General features: G+C 63.8%; 18 protein-coding genes. 9 read left to right on the forward strand and 9 right to left on the reverse strand.

The window, feature by feature from the left end; genetic code table 11:
• The first annotated feature begins 133 nt into the window (after positions 1-133).
• From ABI_RS24830 to ABI_RS01470, 8 genes are all read left to right on the forward strand, one after another.
• A complete protein-coding gene (locus tag ABI_RS24830; protein ID WP_006271023.1) occupies positions 134-298 on the forward strand; it encodes a hypothetical protein in 165 nt (54 codons plus the stop codon).
• A 175-nt stretch (positions 299-473) separates the two neighbouring features.
• Positions 474-2,381, forward strand: coding sequence for an SEL1-like repeat protein (locus tag ABI_RS01440; protein ID WP_006271024.1), 1,908 nt, complete (start codon positions 474-476; stop codon positions 2,379-2,381).
• A gap of 11 nt (positions 2,382-2,392) precedes the next feature.
• Positions 2,393-2,821 (forward strand): hypothetical protein, encoded by a 429-nt coding sequence (locus ABI_RS01445; RefSeq protein WP_006271025.1) that lies wholly within the window; start codon positions 2,393-2,395, stop codon positions 2,819-2,821.
• Between the two features lie 5 nt (positions 2,822-2,826).
• Positions 2,827-4,212 carry a hypothetical protein gene (locus tag ABI_RS01450; RefSeq protein ID WP_006271026.1) on the forward strand — a complete coding sequence of 462 codons (1,386 nt, stop codon included), beginning with the start codon at positions 2,827-2,829 and terminating at the stop codon, positions 4,210-4,212.
• The gene (locus tag ABI_RS01455) at positions 4,205-5,707 is read left to right on the forward strand and encodes a ZZ-type zinc finger protein (RefSeq protein ID WP_006271027.1); all 1,503 of its coding nucleotides are present in this window, start codon (positions 4,205-4,207) and stop codon (positions 5,705-5,707) included. Before ABI_RS01450 ends, ABI_RS01455 begins: the two co-directional genes overlap by 8 nt.
• A complete protein-coding gene (locus ABI_RS01460) occupies positions 5,707-6,339 on the forward strand; it encodes a hypothetical protein (protein ID WP_006271028.1) in 633 nt (210 codons plus the stop codon). Before ABI_RS01455 ends, ABI_RS01460 begins: the two co-directional genes overlap by 1 nt.
• A gap of 4 nt (positions 6,340-6,343) precedes the next feature.
• Complete coding sequence (locus tag ABI_RS01465) at positions 6,344-8,977, forward strand: hypothetical protein (RefSeq protein WP_006271029.1); 2,634 nt, start codon at positions 6,344-6,346, stop codon at positions 8,975-8,977.
• Positions 8,974-11,118 (forward strand): hypothetical protein, encoded by a 2,145-nt coding sequence (locus tag ABI_RS01470; protein WP_006271030.1) that lies wholly within the window; start codon positions 8,974-8,976, stop codon positions 11,116-11,118. Before ABI_RS01465 ends, ABI_RS01470 begins: the two co-directional genes overlap by 4 nt.
• A 1-nt stretch (position 11,119) precedes the next feature.
• Here the strand turns inward: ABI_RS01470 and ABI_RS01475 are convergent, their stop codons facing one another.
• From ABI_RS01475 to ABI_RS01515, 9 genes are all read right to left on the reverse strand, one after another.
• The gene (locus ABI_RS01475; protein ID WP_245531275.1) at positions 11,120-12,067 is read right to left on the reverse strand and encodes a LysR family transcriptional regulator; all 948 of its coding nucleotides are present in this window, start codon (positions 12,065-12,067) and stop codon (positions 11,120-11,122) included.
• Between the two features lie 303 nt (positions 12,068-12,370).
• Positions 12,371-15,112, reverse strand: coding sequence for a TonB-dependent receptor (locus tag ABI_RS01480; RefSeq protein WP_245531276.1), 2,742 nt, complete (start codon positions 15,110-15,112; stop codon positions 12,371-12,373).
• Between the two features lie 191 nt (positions 15,113-15,303).
• Complete coding sequence (locus ABI_RS01485; protein ID WP_006271034.1) at positions 15,304-15,876, reverse strand: hypothetical protein; 573 nt, start codon at positions 15,874-15,876, stop codon at positions 15,304-15,306.
• Positions 15,873-16,391 (reverse strand): RNA polymerase sigma factor, encoded by a 519-nt coding sequence (locus ABI_RS01490; RefSeq protein ID WP_006271035.1) that lies wholly within the window; start codon positions 16,389-16,391, stop codon positions 15,873-15,875. Before ABI_RS01490 ends, ABI_RS01485 begins: the two co-directional genes overlap by 4 nt.
• A gap of 37 nt (positions 16,392-16,428) precedes the next feature.
• A complete protein-coding gene (locus ABI_RS01495; RefSeq protein ID WP_006271036.1) occupies positions 16,429-16,824 on the reverse strand; it encodes a VOC family protein in 396 nt (131 codons plus the stop codon).
• Between the two features lie 159 nt (positions 16,825-16,983).
• A complete protein-coding gene (polA, locus tag ABI_RS01500) occupies positions 16,984-19,863 on the reverse strand; it encodes a DNA polymerase I (RefSeq protein ID WP_006271037.1) in 2,880 nt (959 codons plus the stop codon).
• Between the two features lie 160 nt (positions 19,864-20,023).
• Positions 20,024-20,401, reverse strand: coding sequence for an endonuclease domain-containing protein (locus ABI_RS01505; protein WP_083811361.1), 378 nt, complete (start codon positions 20,399-20,401; stop codon positions 20,024-20,026).
• 81 nt (positions 20,402-20,482) lie between these two features.
• Positions 20,483-20,947, reverse strand: coding sequence for a VOC family protein (locus tag ABI_RS01510; RefSeq protein ID WP_006271039.1), 465 nt, complete (start codon positions 20,945-20,947; stop codon positions 20,483-20,485).
• 63 nt (positions 20,948-21,010) lie between these two features.
• Complete coding sequence (locus tag ABI_RS01515) at positions 21,011-21,226, reverse strand: zinc-finger domain-containing protein (protein ID WP_006271040.1); 216 nt, start codon at positions 21,224-21,226, stop codon at positions 21,011-21,013.
• 309 nt (positions 21,227-21,535) lie between these two features.
• On the opposite strand from ABI_RS01515, the gene ABI_RS01520 reads away from it, so the two are divergent.
• Complete coding sequence (locus tag ABI_RS01520; protein WP_006271041.1) at positions 21,536-22,807, forward strand: MFS transporter; 1,272 nt, start codon at positions 21,536-21,538, stop codon at positions 22,805-22,807.
• Positions 22,808-22,841: the final 34 nt, after the last annotated feature.

The raw sequence follows: 22,841 nt of genomic DNA on the forward strand, positions 1-22,841 counted from the left end.
CTCATTCCGCGCTAAGTCGGAATGCGCGGCGCTGAAAAATAATCCAGGTCTCCGGGAATAAAATCTGCCCCGCAAACGTCCTTACTGTATCCGCACCGCTGGGGTTCGGATGTAGGATCAAAGGACACCGACCATGATCAAGAAGATTGCCGCCGCCCTGATTTTCGCTTCCGTTGCCGCATCGGCGATGACCCTCTCCGCGCCGGCTCAGGCGGGCGAAGGCCACTGGTCCATTGGCAAGGGCGTGCAATGCCGCGTAACCAACGGTGTCGTCGTGTGCACCAAGAACCGCCCGTAATTTCTTTCCTGTTTTGACAGATTGAGGCCCGGCGCCCCCCCCCTCGCGCCTGGCCTCTCTGTTTGCCCGATGCGGCGCGCCCACCCGGCATCTTGTTGGCATTTGTCACGCGCCGGGTGCGTTCCGTGGCCCTTGACGTCAAAAAGACTCAATGCTGCAAGTCTAATCGCGACTCATGTCGACTTGCCCGCCCCATGCCATAGAAACCGTTGCCGCCTTTGAGGGCGGATTGCGGCTGACCGCGCTGCGGGCGCGGCTGTTCGACCGTTTCCTCTATGACGGCGTCTATGAAGACCAGGCAGTCCTTGTCCACGAATTCGCGCCGCAGGGCCTCGTTCGGCGGACCAAGGGCGGCAGCATTGTGCCGACCGAAGCCCGCTTTGATGCGCCCTACGCGACCGCCCGCGACGCCTGGCAGGGCGTGATGGCCACGCGGCATCCGCATCTGTTGGCGGTTGTCGCTGCCAAGGGCAACTGGGTGATCACCGAGGCGCCCGGTCCGCGGCTGGTCGATGCCACGGGCGACCGGGCCGGCGATTTCGCCGCCGCGCTGAAACCGCTGGCCGAGGCCGGGACCGTGCTTGGGACCCTCTCACCCGACACCGTGTTTCGCAGCGATGACGGTGTGGTCTTTGCCGGGCGCGCGCCGGATTACCGCGACCTGATCGCACTGACCAGCGATTCCGACCTGGCCGGACCGGCCGGATACGCCGCGCCGGAAGTCTTCGACGCCAAGAAGCGCGCCGCCATCGGTCCCGAAGCGGATATGTTTGCGGCCAGCGCCTTGATGTTGCGCATGATCACCGGGCGCGATCCCGCCGATGTCCGCACCGGGGACCTGAGCATCGAAGCCGCGGGCGCGCCTGAACGCGTGCGTATGGGGCTGGCCCTGTCGCGCAAGGCGCGCGCCGAATCGCTCAATGCCTGGTTCGACGGCGTCACGCCGGCTGCGCCCGCAAAGCCCGCGCCGACCCCTCCACCCGCGCCGCCGAAACCTGCGCCCGGGCTGACGATAGATATGCCGCCGGTCAAAAAGACGCGCATCCCCATTGCCGCCTGGGTTATCGGCGCCGTGGTCGCCGTGCCTTTGGCCATCACCGCCATGACGGTCGGGCTGGATAGCTGGAAGCAGGCCGCTACCGAACGCCAGACCCGCGAGGCCCGCGAAGCCGTCGATCGCTGCCGCACGGCGGTCACCAGGTCGGCGTCGGATGCGCCATCGCAATGCACCAAGGCGTTGAGTAAGATCAGCGACACCCAGTCGCCCGACTATAGCTGGGTCGCCTATAACCTGGGGGTCATGTGCGAGCGACGGGACGCCTGCGCTCAGGGCAAATCAGCGCTGGACTATTACCGTCTGGCCGCCGTCGACCGGACCACGGTCCCAGGCAAGGTCGCCAACTACAAGGTCGCCAAGCTGGACAACGGGCTGAGCCTGGCCGACCGGCACGACCACTTCGCCCCAGCCGCCGGGGTGCTGAAAAAGCCTGACGCGGCCTTTATCAAGGGTCATCGCGCCGTCTATGCCGACGCCAATTTCGAGATCGGCAAGATTTTCGACACCTGGAGCCGCCAGGACAGCGTCAATGGCGAGGAGGCCCAGCGGCTGTCGCCCGGTTCGACACGGGCGCCGCAGAAGATCGCCCTGATCAGCGCCATCAACCGCTTCGAAGTCGCCAAGACCTATGGCGTCGATACCGCCACCCGGCTGATGGACCTCTATATCCGCCGCGGCGACGGCGATGCCGAGTCGGAACAGTATGATCAGGCCGTATCGGCCTATAAACGCGCTGGCGCCCTGGGCAGCGCCGACGCCCGGTTCAAGGCGGCGGAGCTGTACTTTGCCGGACACACGACCTCGGTCAGTCAGGCCGATGCGTTGGACCTGGTCCAGGCGGCGTCGGAAGCCGGCAACACCGACGCGGAACTTTGCCTGGCCGCCATGCGCTATTTCGGATACCCCGATGAGCGCGATACCATCGGCGGTATGGCGTCGTTTGCGTCGCTGACCGTGCGCGGGGTGAACAATGCCCGGCTCGACAGCCTGGCATGCCGGGACTGGATTCGCCGCGGGCAGGAGTAGGAGAAGCGGATATGATGTCGAATGACGAAGAGGCGCAGAAACGCGAACTGGCGCAGGGGTTCCTGCATTTCCTGATCGATGGCGCCGCCTCGAACATGCCGGCCGGCCGCACGCCGACCCTGGCCGACGCCATCGCCGACCGGGTCAGCCGCGACACGCGCCAGCAGGTCGATACGCTGCTGCCGCAATATCTCAACCAGATCCTGCCCGGCATGGTCGATCAGGCCGTGGCCCGTGGCGGCGCCCAGAGCGCTTTCGGCCGCTACGGCCTGATGGCGGTCGTCGCCGCCGGAGTGCTGGCGGTGGCCTGCATCGTGTTGGCGGTGATGCTGTTCGCGAAGGACGCTTCCAACCCGGCGACCAACGCTCCCATCTCGACCAGCGTGGCCGACGAATCCGTGCTGCCGATCGACGACGCCGCGAATTCCATCGGCAACTAAGCACCATGGCCGCCTTCTCCACCCTGATGATCGGACCGGACGGACGCGGACGCGATTTCCGCATCCGTGCCCAGGCGCAGGCGCCCGAAGCCGCCGTCGCTCCGGACGCCCAAGCCGGAGGTGTACCGCTGATCCTGGCGCGGTGGGCCGAAACCGCCGAGCCCGATCTGGTCGCCTGTCTGCCCGTGCCCGGCGGCGATTGCGTGGTGCTGCGGGCGCGCAACCAGGGCCGCCGTGAAAGCGGTTTTGCCTGTTTCGCCAATGCCGTGGTGGTGCAGGCGGGTCCGCAGCAGGAACGGATCTGTCTCGCCATGCTGGCGGCCATCCCGGAGCCGGACGGCAGCGATGCCTTTGCCCGCCGTCCCTTGACGGTCGACAGCCTGAGCGATCCCGCCGTGCCTGCTCATAATTGGGCCAATCATAACTGGGCCAATCATAACTGGGAAGGCCTGGAGCCGCGCTGGCACCGGCGCGTGGTGATCAGCGACGGCACGCCGCCGGAAACCGTGCTGGCCTCGATCCTGACCAGCCTGGCGCCGGCGGAAAACACAGTCATGGGCTGGGCAAACTCGGTGCACTGGGCACCGGCCCTGGGGCCATCGGCACTGATCGTGGTGGCGCCCGGCCGCGACAGCCAGGTCCTGGGCTTTGAGCCCGCCCGGATGACGGCGGCCGGGTTTGATGGCGCCCGGTACCTGACGCCCCTGCCGTTACGTATCCGCGACCGGTTCCTGACGCTGATGCCCTCTGGCACAGTGATCAAGACCGATGCAATCGAGGACGAGGCCACGACCCTCGCGTCCCGGCTGCTGGGCCAGATGGATTACGACAACGGCCTCAGCCAGATTCTGCGCTTTGCCGCCGTACCCGCGTCGGAGTGCGACGGCTTCTTCCTTCACCTGGCGCAACGCCTGTTCGGCGAATTCGTCGCGGCGCACGGGGCGCAGCTCAAGCGGACCCTGGACATTTTCGAAGCCCCGGAACACCGCGCCTTGATGAGCCCGCTGGGGCCGGTTGCGCCTTATGTGCTGGACAGCTCTGTCCTATGCGCCGCGCTGGATACCGCCACCCTGACCCGGATGATGGAGCGCCACAATTTGGCGGCCGTGCTGGGCGAGCGGCGCGACCTGGCGCGGATTCTCACCGATGTCCGCTCCGAGATCGCCGTCGCCATCTACGATCGCCTGCTGTCCGGGGACGTGACGCCCGTCGCTGACGGCCTCACCGCCGCGGCGCGCCGCCTGTTCGCCCGCCGCACGCCTTATGGCATGCCGGCCGTGCTGAACCGGCACCTGACGGCACCGGCGTCATTCGCCAAGACCCGACTTCTCACCGAACTGGTTCTGCTGATCTATCAGCCGGACATGCCCGCGAGTAAACGATATGGCTGACTACCAATGCAGCAATTGCGGCCGCGACATGCCGCCGACTCAGGTGCGATGCGCCATCTGCGAAAGCGTCGATGAGGTCGGCGTGCCGGTGCTCAAGGCGACCGCTGCGCCCACCAATGTCATACCGCTCAACCGGCCGCCCGAGCCCGAGTCGTCCCAGGCCCGGTCCGAACCCGTGACACCTGCACCACCTGCGCCGCCACTGGACCGCGAGGTGACCGAGTTCCTGCGCGACATGAAGGCCTGTCACGACGAGGATATGAAGATCATCACCCTGCTGGGCTTTCCGACCGCCGGCAAGACCTTCTTCCTCAACCGTTTCAAGTACGAGATCCAGCAGAACGATTCGCCCTACGGCTGCACGCCCGGCTATGCCCAGAACGGCACCTTCATCGCCAGTACCACCTCCCCCAGCGTGCACGTCTTCGAATTCGATGAAGCCTATGAAAAGTTCGCCATTGTCGACATCCCCGGCGAATATTTCCGCGAATACCTGGAGCAGGAAGGCGCCACCGACGCCCTGCGGCCCGAGGTCAAGGCGGCGATCGATGAGGTCTTTGCCCGGTCGCGCGGCCTGGTCGTGCTGTTGCCGGCCGAGGAGATCGCCTTCTCCGGCCACCTGTATGGCGACTTCATCGATGCCGACGGCGTCCTGCCCTGGCTGGCCCAGCATTACGGCGAGGCCCTGACGGTTTCAGGCCTGGAGATCCCGCCCCTGCCGGCGGAGGTTCTGGGCTATCTGAACGGGCTGACATCGGAAGTCATCATCCGCGGCAAGGCCCAGCCCCACATCGCCGAGGAAAACTATTATGCCGGCCTGGCCGCCTGGCTGGAACACAAGACCCTGGGCGACAGCGAGGACTTCGACCGCGAGGTGTTGGAACAACTCGATGCCGAAACCCGGCGCGTCCTGGCCCACGCCATACGCCGCATGGCCGATCATTGCCGCGCCGAACGCGAGATGCACACCTTCATTTCCAACATCGTGCGGCTGCCCTATGCCAAGGCCAAGTCGCCGCCCATCTATGTCGCCCTGTCCAAGGCTGATCAGTTGGAAAGCCGTGTCGCCGCCGCCCGATCCGAGACGCCGGCGCCGACCCAGATCCGGGCGTTGGAGCAGGCGCTGATGCTGCGCTCACCGGGTGTGGCCGACATGGCGATGCAAAAGCTGCAGGTCGAGTCCAGCGACGGCCGGCCGCGCCTGACCGTAGCGCCTGACCAACTCATGGAAAAGGACATCAAGGGGATGAAGCCCCTGGCCAGCAAGTTTTCCAGCCGCAAGTACGGCTTCGTCACCGCCTTTGCCGGGCTGGACAAGGCGCGCATCAACTACCGACTGCCCCAGGGCGGCGTCTACGACGTTATCGAATGGATCTTTGAAAGCCTGGACCTGCACAGCCGCTATAACCGCGACGGCAAGCTGTATGAGTTCATCATGCACATCAAGGGTCGCAAGAACGCCAAGCCGCTGACCCCGCGCAAGGGCCGTTCGTGATGGACATGCTCAAAACCGCCGCGGCCTTTTATGGCGAAATCTATCGCGACCGGCGCAACCACCTGGTGCTGTTGGCGTGGTTCCTGGCGGCGCTGGCACTGGCCTGGTTCCTGCTGATGGCCCAGGACCGGTGGGTCCATGCCGACATCAATGCCGCCGCCTTCGACCGTGAGCCGGCCCACCGCGCCTGCGCCGGTTATGACACGACAGCCTGCTATGGCTGGCTCGCAGAACTGGACCAGAAAAGGCGCGTCCTGGCCGTACGGTCAGGGTCGTGCCAGATGGAGACCCAGTGCGCTTCGACCGCGCCCCAGAAGGACCCGCTGGTCAAGCCGGCGCCCTGCGCCCCTAATGGCGGCTGTAGCAGTGACAAGGCGGCCTGGTATACGACACAGGTCTGCCCCATGGCGCAGACCCTATGGTCGCGGGCCGAAACCGGCGTCATTCGCCGACTGATCCTGGCCAATGTAACGGCGGCAACCTGCAGCACCGGCGCGACCCTGATGGCGCGGGCCAGCCTGAAGGAGGTCGGCCTATCGGGCGGCGTGGTGTTTTCGCTGTTCGGCTTGATCGCCATACTGCTGTCGCCCCTGCCCGTGGCGGTCGCCGCCTTCCGGCGCATCGGCGACTGAGGCCGTGGACATCGGGCCGACCTTTGCCGCCTTCTGTGTCTGCACCCTGCTTTTTGTCTGGGCTCAGGTCGAAAAGCCGCGCCTCGGGTCGTGGATCCGCTCCGCCGCCCTGTTCGGCCTGATCGCCGCCCTGTTCTTCATAGGCTTTGCCAGCCCCAACCGCGAATCTTTGTCGGTGCACCTGACGCAGATGGCTGCCGACCCCAAAACGCCAGCGCCCGATGCGCTGATTGTCGGCGACCACCACGACTATGCCGACTTCATCGTCAAACCCTACGCCGCCGAGATGGGCTACAAGCCGGCAACCGGCGACCACCGCAACTTCGTCACCGTGTCGACGGCCACCCGCACGGTCAGCCTGACCACAGCGCCGGGCGACCCACAGACCGGTCGCGCCGCCATGGTGGTGGCGTGGCGCGACGGCGATGGCTTGCGCTTCGATCGGGCCATCGCCCTTGGCACGTCCGCCCGAATCTGCCTGGACAAGGCCTGCGCCAATCCCTTCGTCTTCGATGCCGCCACCTGGCGCAAAACCTTGAGCGCTACGCCGGTCACCGGCCGCACTCCGCACTATTACCAGCGCGTCTTCCGCCCGGCGGCCTTTGGCGCCCGTCAGTCGGCGATCTTGCATACACCCGACGGCCGCTGGCACCTGCTGGTGCTCGACCCCGATGTCCGCGTCGACGGCGCCGCCTTGGCGAAAAGCCAGGTGCCGCTGACCCCGATACAGCCGGTGCGCGTGTCGCTGTTCCGGCTCGACCTGCCTGACCCGGAACTGGGCGGACCGGTGCGCCTGGTGTCGCGCCAGACCCTGGCGATCGCCGACACCGGCCAGGCTGTGGTCTTGCGCCCGCGCACGCCTTTGGTGGCGCGTGCCGGCAGTTGCGCCAATCCGCGCATGACCCTGACCCGGGTATCGGCCGACAATCCAGTCGTTGATTATGGCACGCCGGAAAAGGCCCTGCTTTTCGCCGCGCTAGGCAATGGCAGCCTGGGCGCCGACGGCAGCTATCGCGCCGCATCACCGATGAACCGCGCCGACGACGGTCCTCTGCTGGGCGGGGCGACCTCGCTGTGTGATTTTCACGGCCGCGATTTCAGCGTCACCGGCCAGAAGCTGAGTGTCGTGAAAAGCCTCTATCCCGACGATGCCGCACTCAGTTTTTCGGTCCAGGGCATGCGTATTCCGTGGTTGTTGCTGGCCTTTGCCGCCTTCGGCATTCTTGCCGCCGACCGGATCGGCGCCAGAGGCTGGCAGAACGACCGCCCCGAATATGTCCTGGTCGGATTGATGCAGTACCTGCTGACCCTGCGGCTGCTGATTGGGGTGCGCGGCAGCCTAATGGACCCGAACATCGTGCCGTCGGATGTCTATAGCGACGTCGCCGCCGCCTTCGTCGCCCTGCCGCTCGCCCTGATTGCCTTGCGCCCCCTAGCCGAGTTCGGCACCAAATCGCGCCTGATTCTCGCCGCGGGAATGACGGCCGTTTTCGCCCTGATCTGGCTGTGGACCGGATCGCTCGACCGGCCCTTCATCACCGTGATTGTCATCACCGCCATCGCCCTCGGCTGGCCTGCCGCGCTGCACGTCTTGCGGACCGTACAGCCGCGCCTGCCGCAAATCACCTTGCCGGCCCGGATGACCCAGTTGGCCGCCCGCTACGATCTGCCCGTCCTGGCCATCGCCCTGATCGCCGGCGCCGCCGTGGCGCGGTTGATCGCGTTTTGGGTCTTCGGCATCCGCGAGCGCGCCGTTATCGCCGTCAGCCTGCCCTACCTGGCGCTGATCCTGCCAGGATTCGGGCTCTATCTTGCACATGTCGGCCGCGCCGTCGTCAAAACCTTGCCTCAGGCTGTAGTGTTCGGCGTACTGGTTCTGATCGCTGTCATCGTCGTACCCTTCATTACGCGCGACCACGGCTTCGCCATCATCCAGACCTTCCCGATCCTGGCCGTGGCCTTCGCGGTCGCCTGGTCGTGGCCGGCGGGCGGTCATCGCTGGCCATGGTTTGCCGCCCTGCCGGCCGCCGCAGCGGGGTTTGCCGCCCTGCTGTGGCTGTTTCCCTATATCCACGGCGCGCCGCCGACCGGTAACCTGCTCGAAACTCTGCGCTATGCCCTGAAGTTCCAGGACAGCAATGATATTCGCCTGCTGCATCAGTTCCATGGCGACCTGGTGGCGAGCTTCCCGACCCGCGTGGCCACAGCCAACAGCCAATTCTGGCGCGACATCGGCACCTTTACCGCCTCCCTGACCGGCACGGGGTTCCTGACCGACCAGGGCCTGGGCGTCTTCGGTTATCAGTCGCTGCACTTTTCCGACAACCTGTCAGCGGTGCATATCATGCACCCCTTCGGCCGAATCGGCGCGGTGTTGTTCCTCGGCGCCGTGCTGGTCAGCGTCCATCACGCGACGCGGCCTTCGGGTCAAACCGCTGCGGGCCGGCTGACGGCGCGCCTGGCGCTGTGGACCATCGCCTTCTCCGCCATCTACATGGTCCTGGCCAATCTCGGCTGGGTGCCGTTCACCGGCCGCAACATCTACCTGCTGGCCGTGTCCTCGGGCAGCGACCTGGCCGAAGGTTTCGCCCTTCTGACCATGGCCCTTATCGGCCTTCGTCTGGTGAGGCCGTCATGAAGCTGCCCGCCCTTAAACCCTGGCTGATCGGGCCCCTGCCGCTGATTGCCGTTCTGGCAGGCCTGATCGTGGCACCGCGGCCCGACGATCTGAAACCCGCCAGCCGCGGCACAGCCTACACCGACACCGTCAACCGGCTGTTCGAAGCAGGCCATCTCGAGGGCACGCGCCGTAGCGCCAATGCCGTCCGCATCAGCGCTGCCTGCCGCAGCGACGAAGCCTGCCAGACGGCCGTGCGCGACTTCGCCGTCCAGTCCTATCTCAAGGACGATATGAAACAGACGGGCGGCGACACCTGGATCTTCCGCGGCGGTCGTATCACCGGTCTCCAGGCCTTTACGCGCCTCTATTACGATAACGATGTTGACCTGGCCGTCATACCGCCGCGCATTGTCTATGCCTCGGCGGGCGTCGGCGCGGACGATAATGACCGTGTACAGGTGGTCGATCTCGACCGTGGCCGCAGTTGCGACGTAGGCGCCGGAGAGAGCCGATCCGTGGTGGCGGGCGGATTGTGCAGCGCCGCCCCGGCCTCCGGGTGCGACCTGACGCTGAAGACGACCGTCGCGGGCGGTGTCCAGGCCTATGTCGCCGCGCTCACGCCGGCCCAGTGCGGCCGCCTCTATGCCGACGGCAAGGCGGTAACCCATGCCACGATCGCGTCAGGCACGGTCCTGCGCATCGACACCGGCCCGGCGGGTACACGGCCGGCGCGGCTGCTGGTCGCCGGGGCCTCGGGCACGATGGCGGCGACCGACAGCCAGGGCGTGCGCTACTACGATCACGGCTTCGGCGAGCTGGCGCGCTATCTCGAACGCTCGGCGCCGGACCTGGCGCCGCAACTGAAAAGCGGCAATGAAATCCGTCTGTCCCTGCGCCGGCGCCTGAACCTCCAGGCCAATACCCTGCTGGCCGGTCAGATGCGCCCACAGGTCGCCGCCGCCAGCCGCAACATCCTGGCCGCCGCCGTGTTGATGGACGGCGTCACCGGCGAAGTCGCGGCCGTGCCCACCTTCCCGTTTGTCAGCGACGACCTTCTGGATGCCATTCCCGGCTACGATCCCCGGCTCGACCGCAACGCCAACTTCATGAACCTGTCGATCGGCTCAGCCGCCAAGGTGCCCTTCGCCACAGCCATTGCGGCGCGCTGGCCGGAACTGCGCGAGATGAAGGTGGCGGACAATGAAGCGACCGTCGGGCGTGTCCTGGGCTATCCGGCAGACTTCGATTCGCACAGTCACGGCGCACCAGTCGATTTCAGCCGCTTCATTGCCGAATCGAGCAACCGCTACGCCATAGCCCTTATGGCGGCCGGCCTGCGCACCGGCTCGCCGCTGACCTGCGAACGCAACTGCAAGGCGTTGCAGGGCGAACAGGGCATCTGGCTGGGCGGCCGGCGGATAACGACCGTGGCGCCCGCCATGATGAAGAACCCGACCGTCGCCGGCGAATGGCGTGGCTACCTGCAGGACTATTTCGACATTCCGCCCGGCCATTGCCTGACCGCGCCGGACTATGGCACCGCGACCTTATGGGGCAGCCGCCGCCTCGGCTCGGCCTATGAGCTGAACCCGCCGTCGCTCTGCCTGACCCAGGTCAAGACCGTCACGCCGGACTACTATATGAGCATCCTGGGTGGCAGCCGTTCCTTGTGGTCGACCCTGTTCCTGGCCCAGACCTATGGCCGCATCGTCAGCAACCAGAGGATCGAAACCACCCTGTTGGCGCGCGACGGCTTCCGCGACGGCTACCACCGCGTGCCCTTCCCGCCGCTTGGGATGGACGACGGGCTGCACCAGACCCTGCGGGCCGGCATGCAGGGCACCCTCACCCAGCCCGCCGGCACCGCTCGGCGCATGATGGCCGAGGCAACCCTGTGCAACCAAGCGTCGGAAGACGGGCTCTATCTCTATACCTGCTTCGCCAAGACCGGGACCGGCCGCATCCGGGCCGGTGAGGACGTGCATAGCCTGGCCCTGGTCATCGAAAAGACGCGAGTCGATCAGACCCTGTGTTCGCGCAGCGTCGTGGCCATCAACATCCAACACCGCAAGGCCGACGCCACGCCTGCCATAACCTACGCCATCTCGCTGCTGAAGGATCCTCTGGTCCGCACCTGGCTGGATCGCCCCTGCAGTTAGACTAGACGATCCGCGGCGCGACATCGCGGCACAGGTCGCGCATGGCGCCCAGGGCCGGATTGGCGTTGTCGCGGCGCCAGCACATGTACAACTCCACCGGCTTTTCCGGCACGGTGGCAATGTCGCGGTACTGCACCCCCGCCAGATGCAGGCTGGTTGCCGTGCGCGGTACGATCGCGACGCCAAGACCCGCGCTGACGAGGCCCAGCATGGAGTGAATCTGCGTCACCTGCTGGATATAGTCCGGCCGGGCCTGGGCCTCGGCGAACAGCCCCACCAGCATGGCATGGAAATAGCCAGCCCCTTCGCGCGAATACATGATCAGCGGCGAGCCATCAAAGTCGCGCATGGTCAGTTCCGCCTGGGTCAGGCGTGCATCCCCCGCTGGTAAGGCGGCCACCAGACCTTCGCACACCACGCGTTCGCTCTCGAAATCCTGACGCTCCATCGGCTGGCGCACGAATCCGATATCGATCAGGCCGGTTTGCAGCGCCTCGGCCTGCTGGTTCGACACCATTTCGCGCAGTTCCAGCTCGATATTGGGCAGGCGTGCCCGAGCCTGGGCGACCACCTGCGGCAGGAAGCTGTAGCCCGACACGGCGGTAAAGCCGATGCCGATGCGGCCGGCGTCGCCCTGGGCCACTTTACGCGCCGCCAGCGTTGCGCTTTCGGCCAGCCAGACGATGCGCCGCGCCTCGGGCAGGAAAACCCGCCCGGCCGGGGTCAGTTTAACGCTGCGGCTGGTGCGTTCGAACAGGGGCACGCCCAGGATCCGTTCCAGTACCTGGATCTGACGGCTCAAGGGCGGTTGGGTCATATTCAGCCGCGCCGCTGCCCGGCCAAAGTGCAGCTCTTCGGCAGCGATGACGAAACAGCGGATCTGGCTGAGCTCGAACATGTTTCCCTGAACGCCCAAAGGCTTCTTTGTATCCGACGTGAAGGCTAACAAGGCTATCCTTTCGAAGCAAAGCAAAAAAAGAAGCACGGCTGCGGGGACAGCCGTGCTTTGGGAGGTCTGCCGGACACGGGGAGAGCCCGGCAGGTCGCAGGGGAGGGTTTTAAGAGGACCCCTCCGTCTCGACTTGCTACGCCTTCGGCTTCGCTCGCTCGCCACCTCCCCATTGAAGAAATGGGGAGGAGAAGAAAGAATAGACGTTTACTTCCTTCTCCTCCCCATCTTGATGGGGAGGTGGCAGCGCGCAGCCGGAGACGAAGTCGGAGGCAAGTCGCTGACGGAGGGGTCCTATTCGTGTTAGAAGCTATACCTTCCGCTCAGGAAGAACTGGCGGCCGGTGTGGGTGCGCACGTGCAGCCGGTTGGAGGCATCGACATATTGGTCGTTGAACTCGTCTGTCAGGTTGATGCCTTCGATCGACAGCTTGAACTTGGGCGTGAGGTTGTACGACGCGCTGATATCGTAGTTGGTCGTCGCATTGGTCCCGGCGACCGAGTTGCCGTCGTTGGACGGCACCGCCGTCAGATAGCCTTCGCGATAGGCGACCGAACCACGCACCGAGAATTTTTCTGTCTCATAATACAGGGTGAAGTTGGCGGCGTTTTTCGACAGCCCGACCAGGGTCTCGTTAATGGTGGGCGCGCCCGGCGTGGTCGAGGTCAGATATTCGATGTTTGAATCGACGAAGGTGTAGTTGAATAACACACCGAAATGGCTGGCCCAGCCCGGCAGGAAGTCGAGGTCACGCTGGATGTTCAGCTCCATCCCCTTCAGCTCACCGCCCGGTGAATTGATCGGCTGGCTGACCGCGAAGATATCGTTCGGGGTCGCCGTCGTCCCGACCAGCAGCGAGTCCGGCAGGCCCAGTTGATTGAACGGAATATCCTGACGCAGGGTCTGAACGAAGGTGTTGATCTCCTTGTAGAAGAAGCCCACCGCGTAGATCGAGCTGCGCGTGGGATACCATTCCAGCGACAGGTCGACATTGTTCGACTTGGTCGGTTCGATGAACGGGTTGCCCGAGGAAAAGCCGCGGTTCGCGCCCTGGATGGCGACGTCGCCGCCTGGCGTCAGGGACGAGATCGACGGCCGGGCTATGGTCTGGGCGGCGCTGACCCGCAACAGCACGTCATCGCTCACGTCCATGGCCAGGTTGGCCGACGGCAGAGTCATATCATAGGTCCGTTCGGCCTCGACCCATTTGATGGTCGAACCAACCGCGGCGTAACCGCCGGAATGCTGCTCGGTCTGAACGTGACGCAGACCGGCATCACCGCGTATCGGCTTGCCGAACAGGCTGGTGCGGAACTCGGCCATCACATAGACGCCGAGATCGGCTTCGTCGACCGTGATGAACTGGCCCCGCGCTGACGAATTGCCGGTGCCGGTCAGGGCATAGATGCCGCAATTGCAGTAGATGTCGTAAAGGTCAGCGAACTTTTGCAGGTCGGGACGCAGCCAGCCGGTGACCACGCCGTCCGGACCGTCCAGACCGCGGCCAAACCCGGTATATTGCGTCGAGACATTGGCCAGGTCGGCGGGACTTAAGGTGTTCACCACCGTCTCGCTGGTCCGGTAATAGCCTTCGGAGTCGAGCGCGAACTTGCGGTAGTCGATGCCGGCCTTGATCTTCAGCCCGTCATTGACCGTGTATTCGGCGCCCATCTGCGCCGAGTCGAAGCGGTTGGTCACCGCGTTGGGGCGAATGCGCACTTCCGATGTGCCGGTATTCATCGTCCAGGCGGCCGGGTCCTTGACGTCAAAGCCCCAGTCGATCAGCGGCATGCGCGAGCGGAAATCGTAACTGAAGTCCTGGGTGTTGGCGCGGTCGAAGGTGACGATGGTCGAGACCGGGTTGCTGAACTTCGACACTGCCGTGCCCAGCAGGAGGGTGCCACGCAGACGATCGGTAAAGTCGTGGCGCACCGACAGGCTGACCTGGCTGAATTCGGTCTCCAGCTCGTCCCAGGCCGATTGGGTGCGAACATCGACATTGTCGAGTTCGGCATAGATCAGGTTGCGGCCTTCGACGACGCCATCACGGATGATGGTCTGGGGCTTGCCGGAGCCGGCGCGGCTGAGGCCGATGGCCTGGAACTGGGCTTCGTCGCGGGTCGTTTTGACGTCGGAATACAGTGCGTCGATGGTGATCAGGGTCTGTTCGGTCGGCCGCATCTGGAACGAGCCGGTCAGGCCCAGGCGTTCCGATTCGATATCATAACTGACATAGGACGGGATGCGCGGATGATAGAGGGCGGTCGCCGTATTGGTGTCGTTGATCTGGGCGATGGTGTAGTTTGGCAGGGTCGAGGCCGCGTTGAAGCCGCCATTGGCGCCGCCATAGGTCCAGCGCGTTATGTTGGCGCCCTCTTCCTTGATATGGCGCTTTTCATAGGCGACCGAAGCCAGGGCGCCCAGCTTGCCGTCGGCCCAGCGTTGCGAGGCCAGCATGGTGAAACGCGGGGTGACGTCGCGCGCCAGGTCATTGTAGCTGGCCTGGGCCGAAACCACCAACTGACCGCCCTTGAAATCGAACGGGCGAGCGGTCTGCAGATCGACCGTGGCGCCCAGAGACCCCTCCTCGACATCGGCCGAGGCGGATTTACGCACACTCAGGGAATTGAACAGTTCCGAGGCGAACATGTTGAAGTCGAAGCCTCGCGTCCGGTTGGTGCCGCCGGAATTGACCGTGCCGCCCGTGGTGGCGATGGCTTCCATGCCGTTAATGCGGACGCGGGTATATTCGGAGCCCAGACCGCGGACGCTGATCTGGCGGCCTTCGCCATTGGCGCGGGTGATGGCAACACCGGGAACCCGTTGCAGGGATTCGGCCAGGTTCAGGTCGGGGAAGTCGGCGATGTCCTCAGCCTTGATGACGTCGACAATGCCGCTTTCGTTGCGCTTGGTGGAGATAGCGCTTTGCAGGCTGCCGCGAAAACCGGTGACGACGACGACATCGTCCTCGGCCGGCGGCGCATCCTGAGCGGAGGTGGTGGTGGCTGTCATCGTCAACAGAGCCACCAGGGACGCTGCGGACATCAGGCTGCTGCGAGCCGAAACCCTTTTTCTGGACATCTTGTTCTTCCTTGCCTGTCAGGCAGGGTCTTTGATGCCGTTTACGCATCCCTGCCGCCTTGTTATGGCGGGATAGTACGCAGCTTTTTAAGACGCCCGCGAATTCCAATCAGGCATGAATCGATGCGCAAAGTGGAATGAACGGGGGAGTGGCCTCACCCCTCCAGCCGGTCGATTTCCTTCTGCAGGCCGCGGGCGCCCAGCAGGTTGACTGCGATCACCCCGCCAAAGAAAACTAAGGCGATGCCCAGATAGATCCAGACCGTCACCCCCTTGTCGCCGGCGGAATTCTGGATTGCCGGAATCATGAACAGGACAAACCCCGGCACGAACGGCATCACGTACCACAGCCACGCGCTGCTCAGCAGGTTGCGTTGCCGGATCAGGGCGCGGCGATGGAAGTCAAGACAATCCTCGGCGCCATCGCTGACCGGTGCCGCCCGCCCACGCACGACAAGGATCAGGCTGACCAGCAGGGTGGCGGCGACGATCAGGATTGAGCCAAGCCGCATAAGCGGAGGATCCAGAAAAATGGCATAGCCGGAAAACACCACGACCACCAAAGCGCTGGCGGCGTGTTCGAGTCGGTTGCGCCATTGGATTTGTGATTTGAAGGCGCGGGCACGGGTATGGACCTGGTCGAGGGACATGACGGTCATCTCCTTGGGTTGCGATTGCCAGAGGTTCTGGAAGTCAGGATTGGTCATATCGTCGGGGGCTTCGCTCATGACCGCCCTCCTGCGTGGAAACGGCGGCTGAGCAGCGCCTTGATGCGGTGGATACGGGTGGCAACGTGGCCGGATTTCAGGCCGGTGATCTCAGCCATGGCGGCGGCGTCCAGACCTTCGAGATAGAGCAGCATGATCTGGCGGTCGGACGGTTCCAGGCTCTGGATCAGGGCCATCAGTTTCTGCAGCGCCCGGGCATGGCTGGTGTCGGCTTCGATATCGCTGCCGTCGTTGATTTCGGCGGCGGCATCCAGCGTGACCCAGGCGCCGCGGCGGCGTTCCTTCAGGACATGTGACGTGGCGGTGTTGTGCGCGACGCGATAGACCCAGGTGCGCGTGGAACAGCGGCCGTCGAACAGAGCCAGACTCTTCCACACGGCGACGTGGATGTCCTGGACCAGGTCGCGGCAGCGTTCGGGATGGGCTTCGTAGCCGCGGGCGAGGCGTTCCAGGGCCGGGCCGAACTCGGCGGCGGCCTCCTGGTAGCGTCGATCCTGTTCAGCGGTTGCGGTCATGAACAGATAGTCGCCGCGCTTTCGGACTTATTACAGGTCAGCCGCGGAAATTCAGTTCCAGCAACACATTATTCGGATCGGTGACGAACAACTGGCGCAGCTTGATCGAGGGGATTTCGGCGAAACCGTAGTCGAGATTGCGGGCTTTCAGGCGCCGGACCATCTCGTCGAAGCCGTCGCACTCGAAGGCGACATGGTGGATGGCACCGGTATGGCCGCCCGGAACGACCTCGCGGGCGATGGTGTTGTCCGTGCCCCACAGATTGAGGTGGATCACGGCCATGTCGCGGCTGTCGTAGAGCCACTGGCGCAGGGACGGATCACGCTCAGGGGCGACGCGGGCTTCCAGGCCCAGCAGCTCTTCGTAAAACGCGATGGTTTGCGCCATATCACGGGTCTGGATGTTGATATGGTTCAGGTTTTTGACGATCATGGTGGGCTCGCGCTGTCATCCCCTCTCCCCGTTTACGGGAGAGGTTAGGGTGAGGGGCTTCTTCGGTGCTCAATCGTCCTCGGATGGCCCCTCACCCGATCGCCTTCACTTCGTTCGGCTCTCGTCCTCTCCCCGCAGGCGGGGAGAGGCAAGAACGCATCAATGCGCCTCGTCCCAGTTGTTGGCGGCTTTGGCTTCGACCACCAAAGGCACGCTGATCTGAACCGCCGGCAGGGCCGCGTTCTGCATCACCTCCTGGATCAGCGGAATCACCGCCGCGACCTCGGCCTCGGGCGCCTCGAAAATCAGTTCGTCGTGGACCTGAAGCAGCATCCTGGTCGTAAACCCAGCGGCATCCAACCGGGGCTGCATGCGCATCATGGCGCGGCGGATGATGTCGGCGGCCGTGCCCTGGATCGGGGCGTTGATCGCCGCCCGCTCGGCAAAGGCCTTGATGGCTCCACCCTTGCCGTTGATTTCCGGGATATGGATCTTGCGGCCCATCAGGGTCTGCACGAAGCCGTTGTCGCGCAGGAACTGTTTGGTTGCGTCCATATAGTCCTTGATGCCAGGGAAGCGCTCGAAATAGGTCTTGATGTAGCGTGACGCCTCGCCCTGGTCGATGCCGAGCTGGTTGGCCAGGCCGAAGCCGGAAATGCCGTAGATGATGCCGAAATTGATCGCCTTGGCACGGCGGCGGATCTCGGACGTCATGTCGGCCATCGGCACGCCAAACATTTCCGACGCCGTCATGGCGTGGATGTCCTGGCCGTCCGAAAACGCCTTCTTCAACTGCTCGATGTCGCCGATATGGGCCAGCAGGCGCAGCTCGATCTGCGAATAGTCGGCCGAGATCAGTTTACAGCCCGGTTTGGCAATAAAGGCCGTGCGGATCTTTCTGCCTTCGCCGGTGCGGATCGGGATGTTCTGCAGGTTGGGCTCGTTCGAGGCCAGGCGCCCGGTCGTGGTTGAGGCCAGGTGGAACGAGGTGTGGATGCGCTGGGTTTGCGGATCGGCATACTCGACCAGTGCATCGGTATAGGTGCCCTTCAGCTTGGCCATCTGGCGGTAGTCGAGCAGCAGTTTCGCCAGGGTCTGGCCGGCGCCGGTGCCGTTCTTGCCCTCGGCGATATCCTCCAGAACCTTGACGTCGGTCGCCCATTGGCCCGAAGCTGTGCGCTTGCCGCCGGGCAGTTTCATCTCGTCGAAGAAGACGACACCCAGTTGCTGCGGCGAGTTCAGATTGAACGGCCGGCCAAGGTGAGCGTGGGCCTCCTGCTCGATGGCGTTCATGCGCGTGCCGAAATCCTGGCTGAGATTGCGCAGGACCTGCGGGTCAACGCGGATGCCGTTCAGTTCCATCTCCGACAGCGCTTTGGGCATGCCGCGTTCCAGGGTCTCATAAACGGTGTTCAGCCGGTCGCGGACCAGGCGCGGCTTCAGGACATGCCACAGGCGAAGCGTGACATCGGCGTCTTCGGCAGCGTATTGCGTGGCCTCCTTTAGCGCGACGAACTTGAACGATTTGAGCGTCTTGCCGCTGCCGGCGACCTGCTTGAACGGGATCGGGGTGTGCCCCAGATGCAGTTGCGACAGCTCGTCCATGCCGTGGCCGTGCAGCCCACCTTCGACGACATAGGACATCAGCATGGTGTCATCGTACGGCGCGACATCGATGCCGTAACGCTTCAGAACGCTGAGGTCGTACTTGATGTTCTGGCCGACCTTGAGGATGTTGCGGTTTTCCAGCACCGGTTTCAACAGGGCAATCGCCTGGTCCAGCGGGATCTGTTTCAGGTCGTCTCCGCCGCCGAAATCGAGCCCGTCGCTAGCCAGGTGGCCTAGCGGAATATAACAGGCGCAGTTGGTGTCGGTGCTGAGCGAGATACCACACAGCTTGGCGTGGGTGGCCGACAGGTCGTCGGTTTCGGTGTCGACGGCGATGACCTGGGCCTGTTCGCAACGGCGCACCCAGGTCTGAAGCTGCTCGATCGTCTGGACGCATTCGTAGGCATCGAGGTCGAAAGGCTGCTTTTCGCCCAGTTCAGTCTTGACGCCGTACAGCGGCCGCGAAATCGGGGCGGTCGGAATTTGCGCCAGGGCGGTCGTGCTTTCCAGGCTCAGCGAACCGCCGATACGCCTGGCCAGGCTGTTGAACTCCATGGCGGCCAGGAAAGCCGCCAGGATGTCGGCCTCCGGCTGTTTCAGCACGAAGGTGGCGATCTCGGCCGGCACCGGCGTGTCACAGCGCAGCCGGACCAGCTCGCGCGACATCAGAATCTGGTCCTTGAAGTCGATCAGGGTCTGGCGGCGCTTTTCCTGTTTGATCTCGCCGGCGCGGGCCAGGACGCTGTCAAGGTCGCCGTATTCGATGAGTAGTTGGGCGGCGGTCTTGACGCCGATGCCGGGGGCGCCGGGAACGTTGTCGACGGAATCACCGATCAGGGCCTGGGCATCGACGACCAGCTCCGGCGGTACACCGAACTTTTCGATGACCTGTTCACGGCCGACCGGGGTGCCCTTGACCGGGTCCATCATGGTGACCTTGTCGTTGACCAGTTGCATCAGGTCCTTGTCGGACGAGATGACGGTGACCTCAAAACCCTGTTGCACGGCCAGATGGGCATAGGTGCAGATCAGGTCGTCGGCTTCAAAACCGGCCAGTTCAATCGCGGGCAGGCCAAAGGCACGGGTGGCGTCACGGACCAGGGGGAATTGCGGGATCAGGTCTTCGGGCGGGGGCGGCCGGTTGGCCTTGTAGCCGTCGTAGAGGTCGTTGCGAAAGGTCTTGGACCCGGCGTCGAAAATGACGGCCAGGTGCGACGGCGCATCATCGCCGCGGTTCTCCTTGATCAGCTTGACCAGCATATTGCAGAAGCCGGAGACGGCGCCGACCGGCAGGCCGTCGGACTTGCGCGTCAGGGGCGGCAAGCCGTGATAGGCCCGGAAGATATAGCCCGACCCGTCGATCAGGACCAGGCGCTTGGCCTTGCCGGTGGCGTCTGCCGTGGTTTCGGGAGCGTTCGAAGTATCGTCCATGTCGGGGATTCGCCTCGTCGGAGTGTTGGCCTCTTCTTACGGCCATCTGACGGTTCTGCCAAACAAAAGCGACAGGGGATGGCAGCGATAAGGGACGCTACTTTCCTCTCCCGCCCCGTTCTTCACGGGGAGGGGGGACCGCGAAGCGGTGGGAGGGGCTTTAGGTGGGTTTGGCCGTTCGCTGACGGGCTAAAAGAATCACGCTGGCCGCGGCTTCGTCGGGATCGGCCAGAAGATCGGCAGAACCTATTCTATGAACATGAATGCCGCGTTCCATCAGCCAAGCATCGCGAATTTCGTCGCGGCGCATCTTGTCATGATATTCATGAACCTCACCGTCCACCTCAACGCACAGGCGCGCCTTTGCACAGTAGAAATCGAGAATGTAGGGGCCAATCGGATGCTGACGACGAAACACGGGCGTATCCTTGGCCCTGGCTTTCAGCCGCGCCCATAGCCAAAGTTCCGATTTCGTGAGGTTTCTGCGAAATCGCCTCGCAGCTTCTATCTTTGCGTCTTGCCGTATTGACGGCGCCATTTTTGCCCCTCCCACCGCTTCGCGGTCCCCCTCCCCGTAAACGGGGCGGGAGAAGTAAAGAAAGCTCAAATTACAAACAGATTACCACGTGCCCACGTTTGGCATACTCACCCACGGTTCGGCCGGCGGCAGGGCATCGCCTTTCTGCAGCAGCTCAACCGAAATCCCATCTGGCGAGCGCACAAAGGCCATAACACCGTCGCGCGGCGGGCGGTTGATCAGCACGCCCATGCCCTGCAAATGGGCGCAGACGGCATAGACGTCATCAACCTCATAGGCCAGGTGACCGAAATTGCGTCCGCCGGTATAGGTCTCGACCTCGCCGTTCTCATCCGGCCAGTTATAGGTCAGCTCAACCTCGGCCTGGCCACGCAAACCCTCCGTTGCACCCATATGGGCGTCTTCATCGGCCGACAGGAAGATCAGGCTGAACCGGCCCTTTTCGCTGTCCATGCGGCGGACCTGCCGAAGACCCAGACCGTCGCAAAAGAAATGCAGGGCGGCCTCCAGGTTCTTCACCCGCACCATGGTGTGCAGGAAACGCATGGCATTCTCCTTTGTCGCGCAGCATAATCCAAAAAGTGGCGACCACTTTTTGGGCTGCGCTTGTTAATGCTCGCCTTCGGGACGCGGCGACGGATCGTGATATTCGTGGGCGTGGTCCTTGTGGACGAACTTGCGGTCGCAATAGCCGCATTCGGCCGTGCCTTCCGCACCCAGTTCAATATAGACCAGAGGGTGGCCCAACGCACCGCCGCCGCCGTTGCAGGCGACCTTGTGCGTGTCGACGTAGATAACTTCGGGGGGCGGGACAGTGTCGTTCATGACGCCGGAAACCTTTGCGGAGAAACCAAGCCAGCCTTAAATCAAACCGCCTTGCTTCGTCAATTGAAGTGTGAAAGCTTGGAGGCTTGTAAGCGTGATATCAGGCGGCCAGGCCGGGGCCTGAAACGTATGCGACTTCGTTCGAAGGGACCCCTCCGTCTCGACGCGCTACGATCTTCGATCTCCGCTTGCTCGCCACCTCCCCATCTAGATGGGAAGGAGAAGAATTCAAGGTTCTTCATCCTACTCCTCCCCATTGTAAATGGGGAGGTGGATGCGGGCGCAGCGAAGCAGACGGAGGGGTCCTCTTTGGCCAAACACAGCAAACTCGGGTCCATCCTGGGCGGATCGGTCGGTAACCTGGTCGAATGGTACGACTGGTACGCCTATGCGGCCTTCACCCTCTATTTCTCCAGCGCCTTCTTCCCCAAGGACGATCCCCTTACCCAGCAGCTCAATGCCGCCGCCATCTTTGCGCTCGGCTTCTTCATGCGGCCGATCGGTGGGTGGCTGCTCGGGATCTATGCCGACCGCTACGGTCGAAAGACGGCACTGACGGCGTCAATCCTGCTAATGTGCACTGGATCGCTGATCATCGCCCTGATCCCGACCTATGAGACCATCGGCCTGCTGGCGCCAATTCTGCTGCTGTTTGCCCGCATGCTTCAGGGCCTGAGTGTCGGCGGCGAATATGGCGCCTCGGCGACCTATCTGTCGGAAATGGCCGGCAACCATGACCGCGGCTTCTGGTCCAGTTTTCAGTATGTCACCCTGATCATGGGGCAACTGACCGCGCTGGGCGTACTGATCCTGCTGCAGAACCTGCTGACGGCGGAGCAACTGACCGCCTGGGGCTGGCGCATTCCGTTCGCAATCGGCGCCGCCCTGGCCATCGTCGCCATGTTCATCCGCCGCCACATGGAAGAAACCGACGCCTTCGAGACCTCGGCGAAATTTGCCGCCAACCGCACCCTGACCCTGCTGCGAAACCATCCGTGGCAGGCGCTCCAGGTGGTCGGCCTGACCCTGGGCGGCACGGCGGCGTTTTACACCTACACCACCTACATGCAGAAGTTCATGGTCGGATCGGCCGGTTGGACCAAGGAGCAGGCGACACTTCTGTCGGCGGCGACCTTGTTCATCTACATGCTGCTTCAGCCCGTATTCGGCGCTCTATCCGACCGGATCGGGCGCAAGCCTTTGCTGATCGGGTTCGGCGTGCTGGGTGTTTTGGGAACCGTGCCGATCATGACGGCTTTGACCCAGACCGACAGCTTCTGGCCGGCCTTTATTCTGGTGATGATGGCCCTGGTCATCGTCAGCGGCTACACCTCGATCAACGCCGTGGTGAAGGCCGAGCTGTTCCCGCCCCATGTCCGGGCCTTGGGCGTCGCTCTGCCCTATGCGATCACGGTGTCACTGTTCGGCGGCTCAGTCGAACTGGTGGCGCAGTGGCTGAAGAAGATCGGCTATGAGTCGCTGTTCTTCTGGTACATCACCGGCTGTATCGGGGTGTCGCTGCTGGTCTATCTGTTCACCGCGGACACGAAGAAGACGTCGAGCTTCCATTCAGAACCGTGAGTACGAAACAGGGCCCCGGAAATCCGGAGCCCTG

This window comes from Asticcacaulis biprosthecium C19, from assembly GCF_000204015.1.
GTDB lineage: Bacteria > Pseudomonadota > Alphaproteobacteria > Caulobacterales > Caulobacteraceae > Asticcacaulis > Asticcacaulis biprosthecius.